General features: G+C 60.1%; 15 protein-coding genes. 7 read left to right on the forward strand and 8 right to left on the reverse strand.

The window, feature by feature from the left end; genetic code table 11:
- Positions 1-9: 9 nt before the first annotated feature.
- From JT51_RS15750 to JT51_RS15780, 7 genes are all read left to right on the forward strand, one after another.
- Positions 10-447, forward strand: coding sequence for a GFA family protein (locus tag JT51_RS15750; RefSeq protein WP_037314830.1), 438 nt, complete (start codon positions 10-12; stop codon positions 445-447).
- Positions 444-4976, forward strand: a complete 4533-nt coding sequence (gene gltB / locus JT51_RS15755) for a glutamate synthase large subunit (RefSeq protein ID WP_037314833.1) — start codon at positions 444-446, stop codon at positions 4974-4976. The genes JT51_RS15750 and gltB overlap by 4 nt, the downstream gene beginning before the upstream one ends.
- A 186-nt stretch (positions 4977-5162) precedes the next feature.
- A complete protein-coding gene (locus tag JT51_RS15760; RefSeq protein ID WP_037314835.1) occupies positions 5163-6131 on the forward strand; it encodes a Hint domain-containing protein in 969 nt (322 codons plus the stop codon).
- A gap of 39 nt (positions 6132-6170) precedes the next feature.
- The gene (gene mtgA, locus JT51_RS15765; RefSeq protein WP_037314838.1) at positions 6171-6905 is read left to right on the forward strand and encodes a monofunctional biosynthetic peptidoglycan transglycosylase; all 735 of its coding nucleotides are present in this window, start codon (positions 6171-6173) and stop codon (positions 6903-6905) included.
- 59 nt (positions 6906-6964) lie between these two features.
- Positions 6965-7630: a glutathione S-transferase family protein gene (locus JT51_RS15770; protein WP_037314841.1), complete on the forward strand. Its 666-nt coding sequence runs from the start codon at positions 6965-6967 to the stop codon at positions 7628-7630.
- A 75-nt stretch (positions 7631-7705) separates the two neighbouring features.
- Positions 7706-8743, forward strand: coding sequence for a tRNA epoxyqueuosine(34) reductase QueG (gene queG, locus JT51_RS15775; protein WP_037314844.1), 1038 nt, complete (start codon positions 7706-7708; stop codon positions 8741-8743).
- A gap of 72 nt (positions 8744-8815) precedes the next feature.
- Entirely contained in the window at positions 8816-10819 is a 2004-nt protein-coding gene (locus JT51_RS15780) for a hydantoinase/oxoprolinase N-terminal domain-containing protein (protein WP_037314847.1), read from the forward strand.
- Positions 10820-10842: 23 nt separating this feature from the next.
- On the opposite strand, the gene msrA is transcribed toward JT51_RS15780, so the two are convergent.
- The 8 genes from msrA to JT51_RS15820 form a co-directional block, all read right to left on the reverse strand.
- The gene (gene msrA / locus JT51_RS15785) at positions 10843-11352 is read right to left on the reverse strand and encodes a peptide-methionine (S)-S-oxide reductase MsrA (protein ID WP_037314850.1); all 510 of its coding nucleotides are present in this window, start codon (positions 11350-11352) and stop codon (positions 10843-10845) included.
- The gene (gene msrB / locus JT51_RS15790) at positions 11349-11798 is read right to left on the reverse strand and encodes a peptide-methionine (R)-S-oxide reductase MsrB (RefSeq protein ID WP_037314853.1); all 450 of its coding nucleotides are present in this window, start codon (positions 11796-11798) and stop codon (positions 11349-11351) included. The genes msrA and msrB overlap by 4 nt, the downstream gene beginning before the upstream one ends.
- 67 nt (positions 11799-11865) lie before the next feature.
- Entirely contained in the window at positions 11866-12771 is a 906-nt protein-coding gene (locus tag JT51_RS15795; RefSeq protein WP_037315421.1) for a DMT family transporter, read from the reverse strand.
- Positions 12772-12975: 204 nt separating this feature from the next.
- Entirely contained in the window at positions 12976-13359 is a 384-nt protein-coding gene (locus JT51_RS21565) for a GFA family protein (protein WP_081894716.1), read from the reverse strand.
- A 175-nt stretch (positions 13360-13534) separates the two neighbouring features.
- Positions 13535-13822, reverse strand: coding sequence for an HU family DNA-binding protein (locus JT51_RS15805; RefSeq protein ID WP_037314862.1), 288 nt, complete (start codon positions 13820-13822; stop codon positions 13535-13537).
- Positions 13823-13952: 130 nt separating this feature from the next.
- Positions 13953-15416 (reverse strand): AMP nucleosidase, encoded by a 1464-nt coding sequence (locus JT51_RS15810; protein ID WP_037314865.1) that lies wholly within the window; start codon positions 15414-15416, stop codon positions 13953-13955.
- Entirely contained in the window at positions 15413-17215 is a 1803-nt protein-coding gene (ade, locus tag JT51_RS15815; protein ID WP_037314868.1) for an adenine deaminase, read from the reverse strand. Before ade ends, JT51_RS15810 begins: the two co-directional genes overlap by 4 nt.
- Before the next feature lie 145 nt (positions 17216-17360).
- On the reverse strand, positions 17361-18236 hold the full coding sequence (locus JT51_RS15820) for a LysR family transcriptional regulator (RefSeq protein ID WP_037314871.1): 876 nt from the start codon (positions 18234-18236) through the stop codon (positions 17361-17363).
- Between the last annotated feature and the right edge of the window lie 40 nt (positions 18237-18276).

Below are 18276 nucleotides of genomic sequence, written 5' to 3' on the forward strand. Positions count from 1 at the left end.
GGGTCAGGAATGCCCGAATTGCAAGGCCAATGCATGTGCGGCGCGGTCACGGTGACCGCCACTCCGGCGCGGGATGCGCTGGGCGCGTGCCATTGCGACCAGTGCCGCCGCTGGACCAGTTCGATGCTGGTGACCTTTCAGGCCGAACATGGATATGCGGCGCTTGGCCCGGTCAAGGTCTATACCTCGTCCGAATGGGCCGAACGCGCCTTTTGCGCGGATTGCGGATCGGCGCTGTGGTATCGGATCACCCTGCCCGGTGAGATGCACGGACACACACAAATGGCAGCGGGCCTGTTTGACAACGGCGCAGGCCACCCGCTGCAACTGGAACTCTATATCGACAAAAAACCCGAAGGGTACGCGTTCGAAGGCGAACGCCGGCAGATGACCACAGCCGAGGTCCAAGCCATGTATGCCCCGCCGGAAGAAGGAGACAGCCAATGACCAAATATGATGCCGAGTGGGTACGGGCCGAAGAAGCCAAACGCCGGTGGATGGCGGAAAACGGTCTCTATTCCGAGGATGAGGAGCATTCGTCCTGTGGCGTGGGTCTGGTGGTTTCGATCGACGGTAAGAAAAGCCGCAAGGTGGTGGATGCCGGGATCGACGCGCTGAAGGCGATCTGGCACCGCGGGGCGGTGGATGCCGATGGCAAAACCGGCGACGGCGCGGGTATTCACGTGCAGATTCCGGTGCCCTTCTTTTATGACCAGATCCGCCGCACCGGTCATGAGCCCCGGCTGGATCAGCTGGTTGCGGTCGGACAGGTCTTCCTGCCGCGCACCGATTTTGGCGCACAGGAGCAATGCCGGACCATCGTTGAGACCGAAGTTCTGCGCATGGGCTATTACATCTATGGCTGGCGTCATGTGCCGGTCGATGTGACCTGTCTGGGTGAAAAGGCCAATGCGACCCGGCCCGAGATTGAACAGATTCTGATTTCGAATTCCAAAGGCGTGGACGAAGATACGTTCGAGCGCGAGCTTTATGTCATCCGCCGCCGCATCGAAAAGGCAGCGGTGGCCGCCGGAATCTCGGATCTGTATCTGGCCTCGCTGTCCTGCCGTTCGATCATCTACAAGGGCATGATGCTGGCCGAGCAGGTCGCGGTGTTCTACCCCGATCTGATGGATGAAAGGTTCGAGAGCGCCTTTGCCATCTATCACCAGCGTTATTCCACCAACACTTTCCCGCAATGGTGGCTGGCCCAACCGTTCCGCATGTTGGCCCATAATGGCGAGATCAACACGCTGAAAGGCAACGTCAACTGGGTGAAAAGCCATGAGATCCGCATGGCCTCGTCGACCTTTGGTGACTATGCCGAGGATATCAAACCGATCATCGCGGGCGGATCGTCGGATTCCGCCGCATTAGACTCGGTTTTTGAGGTTCTGGTGCGCGCAGGCCGTTCGGCCCCGATGGCGAAAACCATGCTGGTGCCGGAAAGCTGGTCCAAACAGGCGGTGGAACTGCCGCAGGCTTGGCGCGACATGTATTCCTATTGCAACTCGGTGATGGAGCCGTGGGACGGCCCCGCCGCGCTGGCCATGACCGATGGCCGCTGGGTCTGCGCCGGGCTTGACCGCAACGGCTTGCGTCCGATGCGTTACGTGGTGACGGGCGATGGTCTGGTCATCGCCGGGTCCGAGGCCGGTATGGTGCCGATTGATGAGGCCAGCGTGACCGAAAAAGGCGCGCTGGGGCCGGGCCAGATGCTGGCCGTGGACATGAAAAAGGGCAAGTTGTTCCGCGACAAGCAGATCAAGGACAAGTTGGCCGCCGCGCTGCCTTTTGGCGACTGGGTTGGCAAGATTGCTGATCTGGATGACGTGCTGGCCAGAGTGACCGAAAAGCCGATGTTCTCGGGCGAAGAACTGCGCAAGCGCCAGATCGCTGCCGGATATTCGGTCGAGGAACTGGAGCAAATTCTGGCCCCCATGGCCGAAGACGGCAAAGAAGCACTGGCCTCGATGGGTGATGATACGCCCTCGGCCGTGTTGTCGAAGCAATACCGCCCGCTCAGCCATTTCTTCCGCCAGAATTTCAGCCAGGTGACCAACCCGCCGATCGACAGTTTGCGCGAGTACCGCGTGATGTCGCTGAAAACCCGGTTCGGCAACCTGAAAAACGTGCTGGATGAGGACAGCAGCCAGACCGAGATCATCGTGCTGGAAAGCCCGTTTGTCGGCAACGCGCAGTGGGAGGAGCTGGCCGAGAATTTCCACGCGCCGCTGGCGAAAATCGACTGTAGCTTTGAGCCCGGGCAAGGTGCGCTCAGCGACGCTCTGACCCGCGTCAGGGCCGAGGCGGAAGAGGCCGTGCGTTCCGGCGCGGGGCATCTGGTGCTGTCGGATATGAATTCCGGTCAGGGCCGTGTGGCGATGCCGATGATTCTGGCGACCAGCGCGGTGCATTCGCATCTGACCCGTCAGGGGCTGCGGACCTTCTGCTCGCTGAATGTGCGTTCGGCGGAATGTGTTGATCCGCATTATTTCGCGGTGTTGATCGGCTGTGGTGCGACCGTTGTGAACGCCTATCTGGCCGAAGATTCGCTGGCCGATCGTATTGATCGCGGTCTGCTGGACGGAACCCTGACAGAAAATGTGGCGCGATACCGCGAGGCGATTGATCAGGGTCTGTTGAAGATCATGGCCAAGATGGGCATCTCGGTGATCTCATCCTATCGCGGCGGTCTGAATTTTGAGGCTGTCGGCCTTAGCCGCGCCATGGTGGCGGAATACTTCCCGGGCATGACCAGCCGGATTTCCGGTATCGGCGTCACGGGCATTCAGTCCAAAGCCGAAGACATCCACGCCAAGGGCTGGGACAGCGGTCTGGACGTGCTGCCCATCGGTGGTTTCTACAAGGCGCGCAAGTCGGGTGAGACCCACGCGTGGGAAGCGACCTCGATGCATATGATGCAAATGGCCTGCAATAGGGCCTCATACGAGTTGTGGAAGCAGTATTCGGCCAAGATGCAGTCGAACCCGCCGATCCATCTGCGCGATCTGATGGACTTCAAAGCGCTTAACAACCCGATCCCGATTGAAGAGGTGGAATCGATCACCTCGATCCGCAAGCGGTTCGTGACGCCGGGCATGTCACTGGGCGCGCTCAGCCCCGAGGCGCATAAAACGCTGAACGTAGCGATGAACCGGATCGGCGCGAAATCCGACAGTGGCGAAGGTGGCGAAGATCCGGCGCATTTCGTGCCGGAACCCAACGGCGATAACCCGTCGGCCAAGATCAAACAGGTGGCCAGTGGCCGCTTCGGTGTGACCGCCGAATACCTGAACCAATGTGAAGAGTTGGAGATCAAGGTCGCGCAGGGTGCAAAACCCGGTGAGGGCGGTCAGCTGCCGGGCATGAAGGTCACCGATCTGATTGCGCGTCTGCGGCATTCGACCAAAGGCGTGACGCTGATTTCACCACCGCCGCACCACGACATCTATTCGATCGAGGATTTGGCCCAGCTGATCTATGACCTGAAACAGATCAACCCGCGCTGCAAGGTGACGGTCAAGCTGGTGGCGTCCTCGGGCGTGGGCACGATTGCCGCTGGTGTGGCCAAGGCCAAGGCGGATGTGATCCTGATCTCGGGCCACAATGGCGGTACGGGTGCGTCTCCCGCGACCTCGATCAAGTATGCTGGTCTGCCGTGGGAGATGGGCCTGACCGAGGCGCATCAGGTTCTGGCGATGAACAACCTGCGGGATCGCGTCACCCTGCGCACCGATGGCGGTTTGCGCACGGGGCGTGACATTGTCATGGCCGCGATGATGGGGGCCGAGGAATTCGGCATCGGCACCGCCGCCCTGATCGCGATGGGCTGTATCATGGTGCGCCAGTGCCAGTCGAACACCTGTCCGGTTGGTGTGTGTACGCAGGACGATTCTCTGCGCGCCAAATTCACCGGCAATGCGGATAAGGTGGTGAACCTGATCACCTTCTACGCGCAGGAAGTGCGCGAGCTGCTGGCCAGCCTTGGCGCGCGGTCCATTGACGAGATCATCGGCCGCGCCGATCTGTTGGCGCAGGTCAGCCGTGGGTCCGCGCATCTGGACGATCTGGACCTGAACCCGCTGCTGATCACCGTCGATGGGGCACATGACATCGTGTACAACCGCGACAAGGAACGTAACGCAGTGCCCGATACGCTGGACGCCGAAATCGTGCGCGATGCGGCACGGTTCCTGAAAGACGGTGAAAAAATGCAGCTGTCCTATGCGGTGCAGAACACGCACCGCACGGTCGGCACCCGTGTTTCCAGCCATATCGTGCAGAACTTCGGGATGCGGAACACGTTCCAGCCTGACCACCTGCACGTAAAGCTTCAGGGCTCGGCTGGCCAGTCGCTGGGGGCCTTTGCAGCGCCGGGTCTGAAACTGGAAGTGTCAGGTGACGCCAACGACTATGTCGGCAAGGGCCTGTCGGGCGGCATGATCGTCGTGCGCCCGCCGCAGGTCAGCCCGTTGAAGGCGGATGAGAACACCATCATCGGCAACACCGTCCTCTATGGTGCCACCGATGGGGACCTGTTTGCCGCAGGTCGCGCGGGCGAACGCTTTGCGGTGCGAAACTCGGGCGCCCGGGTTGTGATTGAGGGCTGCGGATCCAACGGGTGTGAATACATGACGGGTGGCCTCGCGGTGATCCTGGGTGATATCGGTGCCAACTTTGGCGCGGGGATGACGGGTGGCATGGCCTATCTGTATGACCCCGACGGCAAGGCCCAGGCGCTGATGAATATGGAAACACTGGTGACCTGCCCGGTGACTGTCGACCATTGGGAACAGCAGTTGAAAGCGCTGATCGAAACCCATCAGGCCGAAACCTTTAGCCGCAAGGCCGCCAGCATCCTGCAGCATTGGGACGTTGAAAAGACCAACTTCCTGCAGGTCTGCCCGAAAGAGATGCTGAACAAGCTCAGCCATCCTCTGACACATGAGGCCGCGGCTGTTCCGGCAGAATAGGTCGCCTGACCAGCCATGATCCCAAAAACCGCGTGTCACCAGAAACACGCGGTTTTTTTCTGATTTTCGACAATTTGTCCGCACTTATTGCGAATTTACGCAGGCTACGCCTAGCTTTGGTCTTAGTTTCTTCGGGATTTGCAGCCAAACTGCTTCCCAGTGTGACGAGTAGGCAGGAGCAGACGCATGCCGACAAGTTTTACAGACCAGTTCTTTGTGCTGGACCCGGCGAACCCAGGTGCCAACGGTACAGTTGTGGGGTCGTCCCTGACCGTGCAGAAATTCGACATCGTGGATCACAACGATGACGATCTGATCAACCGGCTGAATCCGCCTGGTGGTGGTGCTGGCGACACGGTGGATGGCGTCGATATCACCGCCTCGTATTTCAACGATATGGTGACGATCGAACTGCCCGACGGGACCGAGGTGACCTATTCCGGCGTGACCTTCTATCTTGCTGACGGGCGCGAGGTGTTTACCCCCACTGATGGTCAGGTTTTGCAAAACGGGACCTTTGTCGGATCATCCGTCACGGATTTCAGTGATTTTGGGGGGTCCTTCGGCTCGGTCGATATTTCCAATGGTGATCTGGGTCCGCCCTGTTTCACGCCCGGTACGTTGATCGAAACGCCAGGCGGCGCGCGCCGGGTTGAGGATCTGAAACCCGGCGATTTGATCATCACCGCCGATCACGGCGCGCAGCCGCTGCTGTGGATGGGGCGCACCACAGTGCAGGCGCAAGGTAAATTGGCGCCGATCCGGTTTGAGGCCGGGGTGCTGGGGCTTGATCGTCCGCTGACCGTCTCACCCCAGCACCGGATGCTGGTGGCCGATTGGCGGGCCCCCTATCTGTTTGGCCATTCCGAAGTGCTGATCGCCGCGCATTGTCTGGTGAATGGCGACACAGTGACCCGCGTCGAAGGGGGCGAGGTGGAGTATATCCATCTGCTGTTTTCGCGGCATGAGATCGTGATCGCCAATGGGGCCAAAAGCGAAAGCTACTATCCCGGTCATGCGCTTACACAATCTGACCGGGCTACGCTGGCCGAGGTGTTGCAACTGTTTCCGGAACTGCGCGCCCGCAATCCGGTTCTGCCGACAACCGCGCGTCCGGTTGTGCGCCCGCGAGAGGCACGCGCGTTGGCGATATAAACGTTTTCAAACTCCGGCACCGCGTCGTATAGCAACAGCATGGCAAAAAAAGCAGCGCGCAAATCGAGCAGTCAGAAAAGCAAAGCGTCGAAGGCTAAAAAGCAAAAATCCCTGGGGATTCGCGGTTGGGTAACGCGGGTCGCACTGGGGCTGGTTGCTTTTGTTGTAGGGCTGGTGATACTTTTTTCTGTGGTGAATCCGCCTGTGACCCACACGATCTGGTCTGAATGGCGCCGATTGGGCAAGGTCGAACGCGACTGGGTTCCGATCGAAGAAATCTCACCAATCATGGCCCGTGCTGTTGTGGCCGCCGAGGATGCGAATTTCTGCCAGCACTGGGGCTTTGACGTCGAGGCCATCCGCGACGCGCTGGAGGATGGCGGGTCGCGCGGTGCATCGACCCTTACACAGCAAGTGGTCAAGAATGTATTCCTGTGGCAGGGCCGCAGTTGGGTGCGCAAGGCACTGGAAACTTCGATCACACCGGTGGTTGAGGTTTTCTGGAGCAAGCAGCGCATTCTTGAAGTCTATCTGAACGTGGCCGAGACGGGGCAGGGTGTGTTTGGCGTCGAAGCGGCCGCGCAGGGGTATTTCCGCGTTCCTGCTGCGAGGTTGAGCCCGGTGCAGGCGGCCCGGATTGCCGCGATTTTACCGTCGCCGCGCAACCGATCGGTCACCGATCCCTCGGTTCGGACGCGCAGACGCGCGGCGGCGATCCTGGATGGGGCGGCCACCATCCGCGCAGATGGTCGCGCGGATTGTTTCGAGGATTGAAACTTACGCCCTCTCAAGGCTAAAGCTTGTTAGGTATACACTGGTTCGATTGGAAGCTCATGGCGCGTTTGTTTCACGTTCCCCTGTCCCCCTATTGCCGCAAAGTACGGCTGTCGCTGGCGGAAAAAAAGATCGAGGTCGAGCTGGTCGAGGAAAGATACTGGGAACGGGACCCGGACTTCTTGCGCCGCAACCCGGCCGGAAAGGTACCGGTTTTGCGGCTGGACGGGCAGGTGATGTCGGAAAGCGCGGCAATCTGTGAATACATCGAGGAAACCCGCCCCGAGCCTTCGCTGATGCCCAAAACGCCCGAGGGTCGGTATGAGGTGCGGCGTCTGGTGGGGTGGTTCGACGACAAGTTTCATCACGAGGTCACCTCGAAGCTGTTGTATGAGCGGGTCAACAAGAAGGTGACCGGCGAGGGGTATCCCGACAGCAAGAACGTCAAGGAAGGCGCGCGGGCGATCAAATACCATCTGGACTATATGGCATGGTTGCTGGATCACCGTCGTTGGCTGGCCGGCGACCAGATGACGCTGGCGGATTTTGCGGCGGCGGCACATTTGTCGGCGCTGGATTACATCTCGGATGTGGATTGGAACCGAAGCCATGCGGTCAAGGATTGGTACGCCAAGATCAAGTCGCGACCAGCCTTCCGGTCGATCCTTGCGGATCAGGTGCCGGGATTCCGGCCGCCTGCGCATTACGCTGATCTGGATTTCTGATAAGGTGGAGCAGGGGGCTGTCTGCCCCCTCTTGGCCCTTTGGGCCAATTCACCCCCGAGGATATTTTTGGCCAGATGAAGAACGGATCGGGTTTAAAGGAAAAACTGGTGGCGCAGGCCCTGAGTGAAGGGTTTGTTTCCTGCCGTATTTGTCGGCCTTGGGATGTACCAGCTGTTGCGGCGCGGTTGGAGGCATTTCTGAAGGCCGGGTATCATGGCCAGATGGGGTGGATGGCCGAGCGGACCCATTGGCGCGGCGATCCGGCGGCTTTGTGGCCCGAGGCGCAGTCGGTGATCATGCTGGCCGAGAGCTATGCGCCTGACCATGATCCGACTGAGGTGTTGGGTTTCCCGGACCGGGCGGCGATATCCGTTTATGCGCAGAACAAGGATTATCATGATCTGGTCAAGAAACGGCTGAAGCGACTGGCGCGGTGGCTGATTGCCGAGGCCGGGGGCGAAGTGAAGGTCTTTGTCGATACGGCACCGGTGCCCGAGAAGGCGCTGGGTCAGGCTGCAGGTCTTGGGTGGCAGGGGAAACACACCAACCTGGTCAGCCGGGATTGGGGGAATTGGGCCTTCATAGGGTCTGTTTTCACAACTCTGGACCTGCCGGCGGACATGGCTGATGCGGATCATTGCGGGTCGTGTCGGTCCTGTCTGGACGCCTGTCCGACGGATGCCTTTCCGGCCCCTTACCAGTTGGACGCGCGGCGATGCATTTCCTATTTGACCATCGAACATAAAGGTCCGGTTTCGGAAGAGCTGCGCAGCAAGCTGGGCAACCGGATCTACGGGTGTGACGATTGTCTGGCGGCGTGCCCGTGGAACAAGTTCGCTGTGGCGGCAAGCGATATTCGCTATGCGGCGCGGGATGATCTGAAAGCCCCTGCTTTGGCGGATCTGGCCAGTCTGGATGACGCGGCCTTTCGGGCAAAATTCTCGGGCTCGCCGATCAAGCGGATCGGGCGGGATCGGTTTGTGCGCAATGTGCTGTATGCCATTGGCAATTCGGGCGTGGCTGCATTGCAGCCCGTTGCCCGGACATTGGTGGATGATCCTGATCCGGCGGTTGCGGATGCGGCGCGCTGGGCGGTCAAGCGATTGTCATAAGTGACGCAAACAGGCTGGACGTGTCGGTCCAAACCGCTACACCCTTTTGCAGCGAACAGGAAGGAGATCCCGATGGCGCTGGCTTTGGGGGTGGATACGGGCGGAACCTATACGGATGCGGTGCTGATCCAGGATGAAAGCGAGGTTGTCGCCTCGGCCAAGTCTCTGACCACGCGGGCTGATCTGGCGATTGGGGTCGGCAAGGCGATTCAGGCGGTTCTGGATCAGGCTGGGGTGTCGCCGGATCAGATTTCGATGGCGTCCCTGTCGACCACTCTGGCCACAAATGCGCTGGTCGAAGGGCAGGGCGGGCGCGTTGCGCTGATCTATATCGGCTTCAAGGACGGCGATCTGGACAAGCACGGGTTGAAGGATGCGCTGAAGGGCGATCCGGCACTGGTTATCCGAGGCGGTCACACCCATTCCGGAGGGGAAGCGGAGCCGCTGGATGTAGTGGCGCTTGAGGCGTTTCTGGAATCCCATCAAGGTATTTCTGGCTTTGCCGTTGCCGCGCAGTTTGCCACTCGGAACCCTGCGCATGAGTTGCAGGCGGCGCGGATCATCGCAGACAGGACCGGCGCGCCGGTGACCTGTTCACATCACCTGTCGGCAAAGCTGAACGGCCCGAAACGGGCGGTGACGGCGGTGTTGAATGCGCGGTTGATCGGGATGATTGATCGGCTGATCGGGCGGGCGCAGGATCGGTTGCGGGATCTGGGTATCTCGGCCCCGATGATGGTGGTGCGTGGTGACGGCGCGCTGATGAGCGCCGAACAGGCGCGGGCGCGGCCGATTGAAACGATCCTCAGCGGGCCAGCGGCGTCGATTGTCGGGGCCAGTTGGCTGACGGGGGTCGAGAACGCCCTGGTTTCGGATATTGGCGGAACCACAACCGATGTGGCGCTGATCCGGGGTGGCAAACCTGCGATTGATCCCGCCGGTGCGCGGGTCGGCGGATTCCGCACCATGGTCGAGGCGGTGGCGATGCGCACCCACGGCTTGGGCGGTGACAGCCAGGTACATGTAGTGACCGAAGGGCTGGGCGGCGGCGTGTTTCTGGGTCCGCGACGGGTGTTGCCGGTCTCTTTGATCGCGTCCGAGGCGCCGGATGTCGTCCACGCGGTTCTGGATGCGCAACTGCGCGCGACAACAGCGGGTGAGCATGACGCGCGTTTCGCCCGCCGGGTTCCGGGAATTCACGCCGAAGGTCTGGGCGTGCGGGAAGAAGATCTGTTGCAGCGGCTGGGTGACCGGGTTCTTCCGCTAAGCGATCTGCTGCGCACCCGGCTTGAAAATGGCGCGTTGACGCGATTGGTGGATCGCGGGATCGTTCAGGTCTCAGGCGTGACGCCGTCGGATGCCAGTCATGTTCTGGGTCGGTTGCAGGCCTGGGATGCCGATGCTGCGCACAAGGCGCTGGAGCTGATGGCGCGCAAACGTGTTGGAACCGGCGACATGTTGGCAGGCTCGCCACAAGAGCTGGCGCAGATGATCGTGAACCAGTTGACCGAACAAACCGCATTGACCTTATTAGAGACTGCTTTTGCTGAAGAGGCAGAGCCATTTGGCGTCCCCTCGGCCGATCTGGCGCGCCATGTTCTGACGCAAAAGGGCTTAACCGGGCATCGCGGTCTGCTGGCTTTGGATGCAGAGTTGAATGTCGATGTGGTGGGTCTTGGGGCCTCGGCCGCCAGCTATTACCCTGCGGTTGGCACGCGGTTGCGTTGTCGCATGATCCTGCCGGAACATGCGGGTGTGGCCAATGCCATTGGCGCGGTTGTTGGCCGCCTGACCCTGCGCAGATCAGGTACGGTGACATCCCCGTCCGAGGGGCGCTACAGGGTGCATCTGGAAGACGGGCCGCAGGATTTCACTGAATCCGACAAGGCGCTGAAGCTGCTGGAATCGGTGTTGCGGGATCAGGCTGAGGGCGCTGTGCGTCAGGCCGGGGCCGAGGATATCCGGGTCGTGGTCGACCGGGATATCCGAACCGCCCGCATTGAGGCGCAGGAGGTCTTTGTTGAGGCCCAGATCACCGTTGAGGCCAGTGGCCGGCCCCGGGTGGCGTCGGGTTAGACCCGCAGAGGGGGCTTGTTCCCTTATTCCGCCGCGTCGCGCTTGGGCAGAACCCAATCGGCGCGTGGGAAATGGCAGGTATAGCCGTTCGGGATACGCTCAAGGTAATCCTGATGCTCGGGCTCTGCCTCCCAGAAATCGCCGACGGGTTCGACCTCGGTCACCACCTTGCCGGGCCAGATGCCACTGGCATCCACATCGGCGATCGTGTCCAGCGCGGCCTGTTTCTGCGCGTCGTCGATATAATAGATCGCCGAACGATAGCTCATACCACGATCATTGCCTTGGCGGTTGATGGTGCTGGGGTCGTGGATCTGAAAGAAAAACTCCAGCAGATCGCGAAAGGTGATCTGCGCGGGATCGAACCGGATTTCGATCCCTTCGGCGTGGGTGCCATGGTTGCGATAGGTCGCGTTGGGCACGTCACCACCAGTATATCCGACGCGGGTATGGGTGACGCCCGGCAGTTTGCGGATCAGGTCCTGCATACCCCAGAAACAGCCCCCGGCAAGAACGGCGCGTTGTTCGGTCATTGGATGTCCTCCACATGGATCAGATATTCGCCATAGCCTTCGGTCTCCATCTCGTCGCGATGGATGAACCGCAGCGCGGCAGAGTTGATGCAGTAGCGTAGCCCGCCATGTTCACGCGGGCCGTCGGGAAACACATGCCCCAGATGGCTGTCTCCGTGTTTCGAGCGGACTTCGGTGCGGATCATGCCAAGTGTCTGATCCTGCAACTCTTCTACGTGCTCATGAATGATCGGTTTGGTAAAGCTGGGCCAGCCGCATCCGGATTCGTATTTGTGGGTCGACGCGAACAACGGCTCGCCCGAGACGATGTCCACATAAATGCCGGGTTCCTTGTTGTTCAGGTGCTTGCCGGTGCCGGGGCGTTCGGTACCGCTGCGCTGGGTTACGTGGAACTCTTCTTTTGACAGGGCGGCGATGGCCTCGGGGGATTTTGTGAATCGGGTCATGGGTCCTCCGGACTTAGGGGCTTTGGCCTAGTAAATGGGGTTTATGCGGCGAAAGCAAAGGGGTGTTTCAACCGCCTCGCGTGGACGTGCGGGGATCACCCGGTTTTGGCGCGGGTTGGCGGGCAAGCTGCACGGCCAGAATGCCCAGCGTTGTTGTGGCGACGCCCACCGCATCCAGAGGTCCCAGTTTCTCACCCAGTAGGATGGCCGCGATGGTAACGCCGAAGACCGGGTTGAGAAAGTGGAACGTGGCCGCGCGCGTGGCCCCGATCCGATCCAGCAACAGAAACCAGATCAAGGTCGCCAGCAGGCCGGGAAACAGCGTGGTGTAGGTGAACGCAAGCGCCAAGGGCACTGTGGGGTTGATAAAGATCGTTTCAAACAGCGGTGCGGCGGCAAACAGAACGCCCGAGCCCACCAGCATCTGCAACCCCACCACCATCATGAAATTCCCGCCCGAGGTGGCGCCGCGCACGGCCAACGTTGCGAATGTCAGCGCCAAGGCCCCGATGCCACACAGCATGATGCCGAACATGTCGACCCCTGCGCCAATGCGGCTGCTCATGATCAGGGCGACGCCTGCGAACCCGGCCAGCAATCCGGCGATGCCGATTGTGCGCAGCCGTTCGCCCAGAAACAGCCATCCGGCCAGCGCAACCAACAGCGGCATGGTCGAGGCGATAATGGCTGCCACCGAAGCCTCGATCGTTTGCATGGCGTAGAAATTCAGGCCCAAATAAAGGGCATTCTGGCAAATTCCGAACAGGATGGTCGCATACCATTGTGATCGGGTCAGACGCCAGCTTTGGCCCATGGCCCGCGCGATCGCCACGCCGATCAGCCCGGATATCAGAAAGCGCAGTGCCAGTGAAAACAGCGGCGAGGCATCCGCCACGATAATCCGCGCCGAGGTAAAGGCAGATGACCAGATGAACGCAAAAGTCAGCCCCATGGCCATGGCGCGCAGATCCATCGCGGTTCCTTTCCCCGGTTTTCGGGCACTGTTCATGAATTCGACTAAGGCTGCAAGAAAAGCTGTGGCTTGCGTCGATAAATGCCCATCCGGATCACGGGAATGTAATCATGTTCTGCTTCTTTAGGATCAGGCCGCGCGTGAAGTTCGCGGAAATCCTGCTGGTTAAATTGGCAAACCACATGGCCGCCATCAGCACCCGTGTTAACCCTCTGGCACAGTGCGGTCGCGATCAAACCGTTTTGTGCCCGGGAAAGAAGGCAGCCAATCTTCACGACGAACACACCAGGTTTCGTAATCTGGTCGGAACTGGCTCGGATTATCCAGCGCGCCCAGATGAACCTCAATTTCATTGCCACTGCGGGCAAATACCGATGCACCGCAATGGGGGCAAAAATGCCGTCCCTGATAGTTTCTGGTTTGCCCGGTGACGACAACCGCATCTTCTGCAAAGATTGCGGCCGCGTAAAAGAGCGCGCCGTGGTGTTTTCGGCAGTCGAGGCAATGACAAATGCCAACCCTGAGTGGTTCATTTGACGCCACAAAGCGTATTTCACCGCAGTTGCACCCGCCTGTGGATCGGTTCATTTCACCCCTCCCGTCATCTCAGATGAAACTAAAACAGATTTTGAAACTGTTCTGAAGATGCGTGCGGAGCAGACTGTTTTCGCCTCGTTTGCGAGGTGTTGATGAATTGACAGTTCACCAAAGAAAAAGGGCCCCCAAAAGGCGGCCCTCAATCGTTTTGCAGTGACGGCTGGGTTTAGCCGTTCACGCTGTCCTTCAGAGCTTTCGCAATGGTCATCTTGACCACCTTGTCAGCTTCTTTCTTGAACTGCTCGCCTGTGGCGGGGTTACGCACCATGCGCTCGGGGCGTTCGCGGCAGTAGATTTTGCCGACGCCGGGCAGGGTCACTGCACCACCAGCCGAAACTTCGCGGGTGATCAGGCCGGTCACGGCCTCAAGTGCGGTGTTCGCCGCTTTCTTGTCGGTTCCCATTTCCTCAGCGAGAGCAGCAACCAGCTGAGTCTTTGTCATAGGCTTTGCCATTTCTTGGTCTCCTTAACGTGCCCGATACATAGGGCCTCACCGCGTAACTGTAACGGGATATTGTGGGCGAACACAACGCGTAGTAGCGCTGAAAACCATAAAAATAGGGGGAAATCGTTGTTTTTTTGCGTCAGAGAAAGGCCGTTTCGTCGAATGAGCGCAATTTCCGGCTGTGCAACCGCTCTAACGGCATGCCGCGCAGGTGTTCCATCGCGCGAATTCCGATGGCCAGATGGCGGCTGACTTGCGTTGTATAAAAGTCCGAGGCCATGCCCGGCAACTTCAATTCGCCGTGCAATGGCTTGTCTGACACACACAGCAATGTGCCGTATGGCACCCGGAATCGATAGCCGTTTGCGGCGATGGTGGCGCTTTCCATATCCAGCGCAATCGCGCGCGACTGGCTTAACCTCTGTACCGGTCCGGACTGATCGCGCAGTTCCCAGTTGCGGTTGTCGACCGACGCAACAGTGCCGGTGCGCATGATCCGCTTCAACTCATACCCGTCCAGTTCGGTGACCTCGGCCACGGCGCGTTCCAGCGCCACCTGAACCTCGGCCAGCGGCGGGATCGGCACCCAGACGGGCAGGTCATCGTCCAGCACCTTATCCTCGCGCAGATAGGCATGGGCCAGCACGAAATCCCCCAGGGCCTGCGTGTTGCGCAGGCCCGCGCAATGCCCGACCATCAGCCAGGCATGGGGGCGCAGCACCGCGATATGGTCGGTCGCCGTTTTTGCGTTGGACGGGCCGACACCGATGTTGACCAGCGTGATCCCGGACCCATCCGCCCGTTTCAGGTGATAGGTCGGCATCTGAGGCAGCTTCAGCGGCTGTTCCAGTACTTCATCCGGGGCCGTGATCTGCACATTCCCGGTCGACACAAAGCTGGTGTATCCACTTTCAGGATTGGCCAATTGTTCCCGCGCGTAGTTTTCGAATTCAGACACATAAAACTGATAGTTGGTAAACAGCACATGGTTCTGGAAATGACTGGGATCAGTCGCCGTGTAATGCGCCAAACGGGCCAGCGAGTAATCCACCCGCTGCGCGGTGAACAGGGACAAGGGGCCGTCTTCGTCTTCGTGATCATAGACGCCGTTGACGATGTCATCATTTGTGGTGGTCAGATCCGGCACATCAAACACATCGCGCAGGGTAAAGCCCGCAGCCCCCTGATGGGGAACAACCAGATTGGGGTTGCTGGTGACTGCAAAATGAACGGGGATCGGTGTTTCGGATGCACTGATCGTCACCGGCTGGCCGTGGTTCTTGATCAAAAGCGCAATTTGTTGCGTCAGGTAGGATCGGAACAGATCGGGACGCGTCACGGTCGTCGCATGGGTGCCGGGTTCGGATACATGGCCAAAGCTCAGGCGACTGTCGACTTGCCCGTAGGATGACGTCTTGATGCGAATTTCAGGGTAATAGGCTCTGTATCGTTCGGGCGGGGCGCCTGCTTCCAACGCGTTGGCAAAGCTGTCGCACAGAAATTTCGTGGCCTGTTCGTACAATTCCTCAAGACGCGCAACAGCGGCTTTGGGGTCTGTGAATTTCTCGGGGTTCGGGACGTTTGGTGTTTTTATTATTGTCATGCCAGTGGTTCCAGAAGGTCGATCTTTTCAAATGTGCGCACATCCACCAGCCCAAGATCGGAAATCCGCAGCTCGGGGATGACCACAAGGGCCAGCAGCGAATGCTGCATATACGCGTTGTTCAACTGACAGCCGCAGGCCTGCATCGCCTCGACCATCTTGTCCGCTGTTGCCGCGACCTGTGCCGCAGGTTGGTCTGACATCAGTCCCGCGATCGGTAGCTTTACCAGCGCCAGTTCCTGACCATCGCGGAAAATGGTGATGCCGCCGCCCACTTCGGCCAGCCGGTTTGCCGCCAGCGCCATTTGCGCGCGGTCGGTGCCCACCACGATCATGTGGTGGCTGTCATGTGCCACGGTCGAGGCGATGGCCATTTTGCCCTGATAGCCAAAGCCTGAAACAAAGGCGTTTGTCACCCCCCCGGTGGCGCGATGCCGTTCGACCAGCGCGATCTGGCAGACCTCGCCTTCGCCTTCGACCAGCCCGCCGATGATGGGAAGTTCCGCCTTCAGCGCCTTGGTCGGGGCCTGATTTTCCACAACGCCGATCACATTGGCCTGCACACGGTTGGCCCCTGCGGGCGCTTCGATCTCGAAATCGACCGAGGTCAGCGTATGGCCCAGATGCACAGTGTTGCGGGCGCTGCCCGGCCAGTCGAAATGGGGGCAGTCCACGGTAATCGCGCCGTTTTCAGCCACAACCTGACCGCGGGCAATAACCATCTCGATGGGCAGTTCGGTCAGATCCGGGCTGAGGATCACATCCGCCCGCCGACCCGGCGTGATCGAGCCGATATCGCGTTCCAGCCCGAAATGGGTTGCGGTGTTGATCGTCGCCATCTGCAGCGCGATCAGCGGATCACATCCACAGGCAATCGCATGGCGCACCACCCGGTTCATATGCCCGTCATTGACCAATGTGGCCGAATGGCAGTCATCCGTGCACAGGATGAAATTGCGCGGATCCAGCCCCTTTTCGGTGACAGCGGTGATCTGACTTTCCACATCGAACCAGGCTGATCCCAGTCGCATCATCGACCGCATCCCCTGCCGCACGCGGGCGATGGCGTCGGCTTCGCAGGTGCCTTCGTGATCATCTGCCGGGCCTCCCGCGACATAGGCCGCGAAATCCGGTCCCAAATCGGGCGAGGCATAGTGTCCGCCCACTGTTTTACCCGCCCGCTGGGTCGCCGCGATCTCGGCCAGCATCTTGGGGTCGCCGTGGATCACCCCGGGGAAATTCATCATCTCACCCAGCCCGATGATCCCGGGCCAGCTCATCGCCTCGGCCACATCTTCGGGGGTGATCTCATAGCCTGTGGTCTCAAGCCCCGGGGCCGAGGGCGCGCAGGATGGCATTTGGGTGAAGATGTTCACCGGCTGCATCAGCGCCTCGTCATGCATCATGCGCACGCCGTCCAGCCCCAGCACATTGGCGATCTCATGCGGATCGGTGAACATCGTTGTGGTGCCATGCGGGATCACTGCGCGGGCAAATTCGGCGGGGGTCAGCATGCCCGATTCGATATGCATATGCGCGTCGCACAGGCCCGGCAGCATATAGCGGCCGCGCGCTTCGATGATCTGTGTATCGGGGCCGATGCAATGGGTCGCATCCGGCCCGACAAAGGCCACGCGCCCGGCGGCGATGGCGATGTCATGATCAGGCAGGGTCTCGCGGCTGTGCACGTTCACCCAGATCCCGCCGCGAATGACCATATCCGCAGCCTCACGTCCTGCGGCAACAGCAATCAATTGAGGGGCGACATCGGGCCAGCTTGGGAAAGGTGTGTATTCCATGGCTCAACTTTCCCGAATGCAGTGAAAGGTGCAACCCCCGCCGCACAGCTATCATGAAATCGTCACGCAGCGCGCCAGCGCTGCCCGGCCCAACCAGAGGAGATGCCCCGCAGGGGGCATCGACGATGGGCGGGAGAGCCCCCGCTCAGCCCAGCCTGTCTGCCCCCATCTCGCGGCGCAGCCAATTGGCAAAAGTGACGGCACCCGGCGTTTCTTCGGCCTGAGGGGACAACAGCAGGTAATAGGCTTCGGGCATCACCGCGCGGCGGGCAAACGGGGCCACAAGACGCCCCTGATTGATCAGGTCGCGCGCGATGGTGTCATGGGCCAGGCACAGCCCCCCTCCGGCCATCGCAACCGACAGGCTGACCAGATAGGTAGTTGAATAGGTAATTGGCGGATTTTCCCAGATCAGAGCCTGATCTTCGGCCCAGTTCGCCCAATTGGATAGAAGGTTGGAACAATCAAACAGGGGCTGCTGTTGCAGCGTGTCCAGCGTCACCTCATAGCCCGGCGCGCAGACCGGATAATAGTGATCCGTCCGCAGCAATTCAGTCCGGACCGTATCCGATGGCCGCAGCGAATAGCGGATTTCCACCGCGGCACCTTCGGCCATTTCCCGGGGCTCCCACAATTCGGTGAAAATGTTCAGTTGCACCTCGGGATGTTCGGTTCGGAACTGCGGCAGGCGCGGGGCCAGCCAGTTGACGGCAAAGGTGATATTGCTTTGCACCTGAACCGCGTTTTGCTGCGCACCGGTGACGGCCTGCGTTCCGCGCATCAGCGTCCGAAACGCCTCGCGCACCACCGGCAGATAGGTGATGCCCGCCTCGGTCAGTTCCAGCGCCCGGGGTCGGCGCAGGAACAGGGGTTGACCCAGATAACCTTCCAGCGACTTGATCTGCTGACTGACCGCGCTTTGGGTCATGTTCAGATCCCGGGCTGCGCCGGTAAAGGACAGGTGGCGCGCCGCCGCCTCGAATGTGCGCAGCCAACCCAGTGGCGGAAGTGATTTTTGCATACGCATTATCCTGCCATTAGTTGAGCTAATGAAATAGATG

It is taken from the genome of Ruegeria halocynthiae, from assembly GCF_000743705.1.
Lineage (GTDB): Bacteria > Pseudomonadota > Alphaproteobacteria > Rhodobacterales > Rhodobacteraceae > Ruegeria > Ruegeria halocynthiae_B.

Bases quoted from the DNA above. Each gene is read 5' to 3' on its own strand.
- ade (WP_037314868.1), bottom strand. From the start codon at position 17,215: ATGGAATACACACCTTTCCCAAGCTGGCCCGATGTCGCCCCTCAATTG.
- JT51_RS21565 (WP_081894716.1), bottom strand. From the start codon at position 13,359: ATGAACCGATCCACAGGCGGGTGCAACTGCGGTGAAATACGCTTTGTG.
- queG (WP_037314844.1), top strand. From the start codon at position 7,706: ATGAAGAACGGATCGGGTTTAAAGGAAAAACTGGTGGCGCAGGCCCTG.
- mtgA (WP_037314838.1), top strand. From the start codon at position 6,171: ATGGCAAAAAAAGCAGCGCGCAAATCGAGCAGTCAGAAAAGCAAAGCG.
- JT51_RS15780 (WP_037314847.1), top strand. From the start codon at position 8,816: ATGGCGCTGGCTTTGGGGGTGGATACGGGCGGAACCTATACGGATGCG.
- JT51_RS15760 (WP_037314835.1), top strand. From the start codon at position 5,163: ATGCCGACAAGTTTTACAGACCAGTTCTTTGTGCTGGACCCGGCGAAC.
- msrB (WP_037314853.1), bottom strand. From the start codon at position 11,798: ATGACCCGATTCACAAAATCCCCCGAGGCCATCGCCGCCCTGTCAAAA.
- JT51_RS15750 (WP_037314830.1), top strand. From the start codon at position 10: ATGCCCGAATTGCAAGGCCAATGCATGTGCGGCGCGGTCACGGTGACC.
- JT51_RS15795 (WP_037315421.1), bottom strand. From the start codon at position 12,771: ATGGATCTGCGCGCCATGGCCATGGGGCTGACTTTTGCGTTCATCTGG.
- JT51_RS15810 (WP_037314865.1), bottom strand. From the start codon at position 15,416: ATGACAATAATAAAAACACCAAACGTCCCGAACCCCGAGAAATTCACA.
- gltB (WP_037314833.1), top strand. From the start codon at position 444: ATGACCAAATATGATGCCGAGTGGGTACGGGCCGAAGAAGCCAAACGC.
- JT51_RS15770 (WP_037314841.1), top strand. From the start codon at position 6,965: ATGGCGCGTTTGTTTCACGTTCCCCTGTCCCCCTATTGCCGCAAAGTA.
- JT51_RS15805 (WP_037314862.1), bottom strand. From the start codon at position 13,822: ATGGCAAAGCCTATGACAAAGACTCAGCTGGTTGCTGCTCTCGCTGAG.
- msrA (WP_037314850.1), bottom strand. From the start codon at position 11,352: ATGACCGAACAACGCGCCGTTCTTGCCGGGGGCTGTTTCTGGGGTATG.
- JT51_RS15820 (WP_037314871.1), bottom strand. From the start codon at position 18,236: ATGCAAAAATCACTTCCGCCACTGGGTTGGCTGCGCACATTCGAGGCG.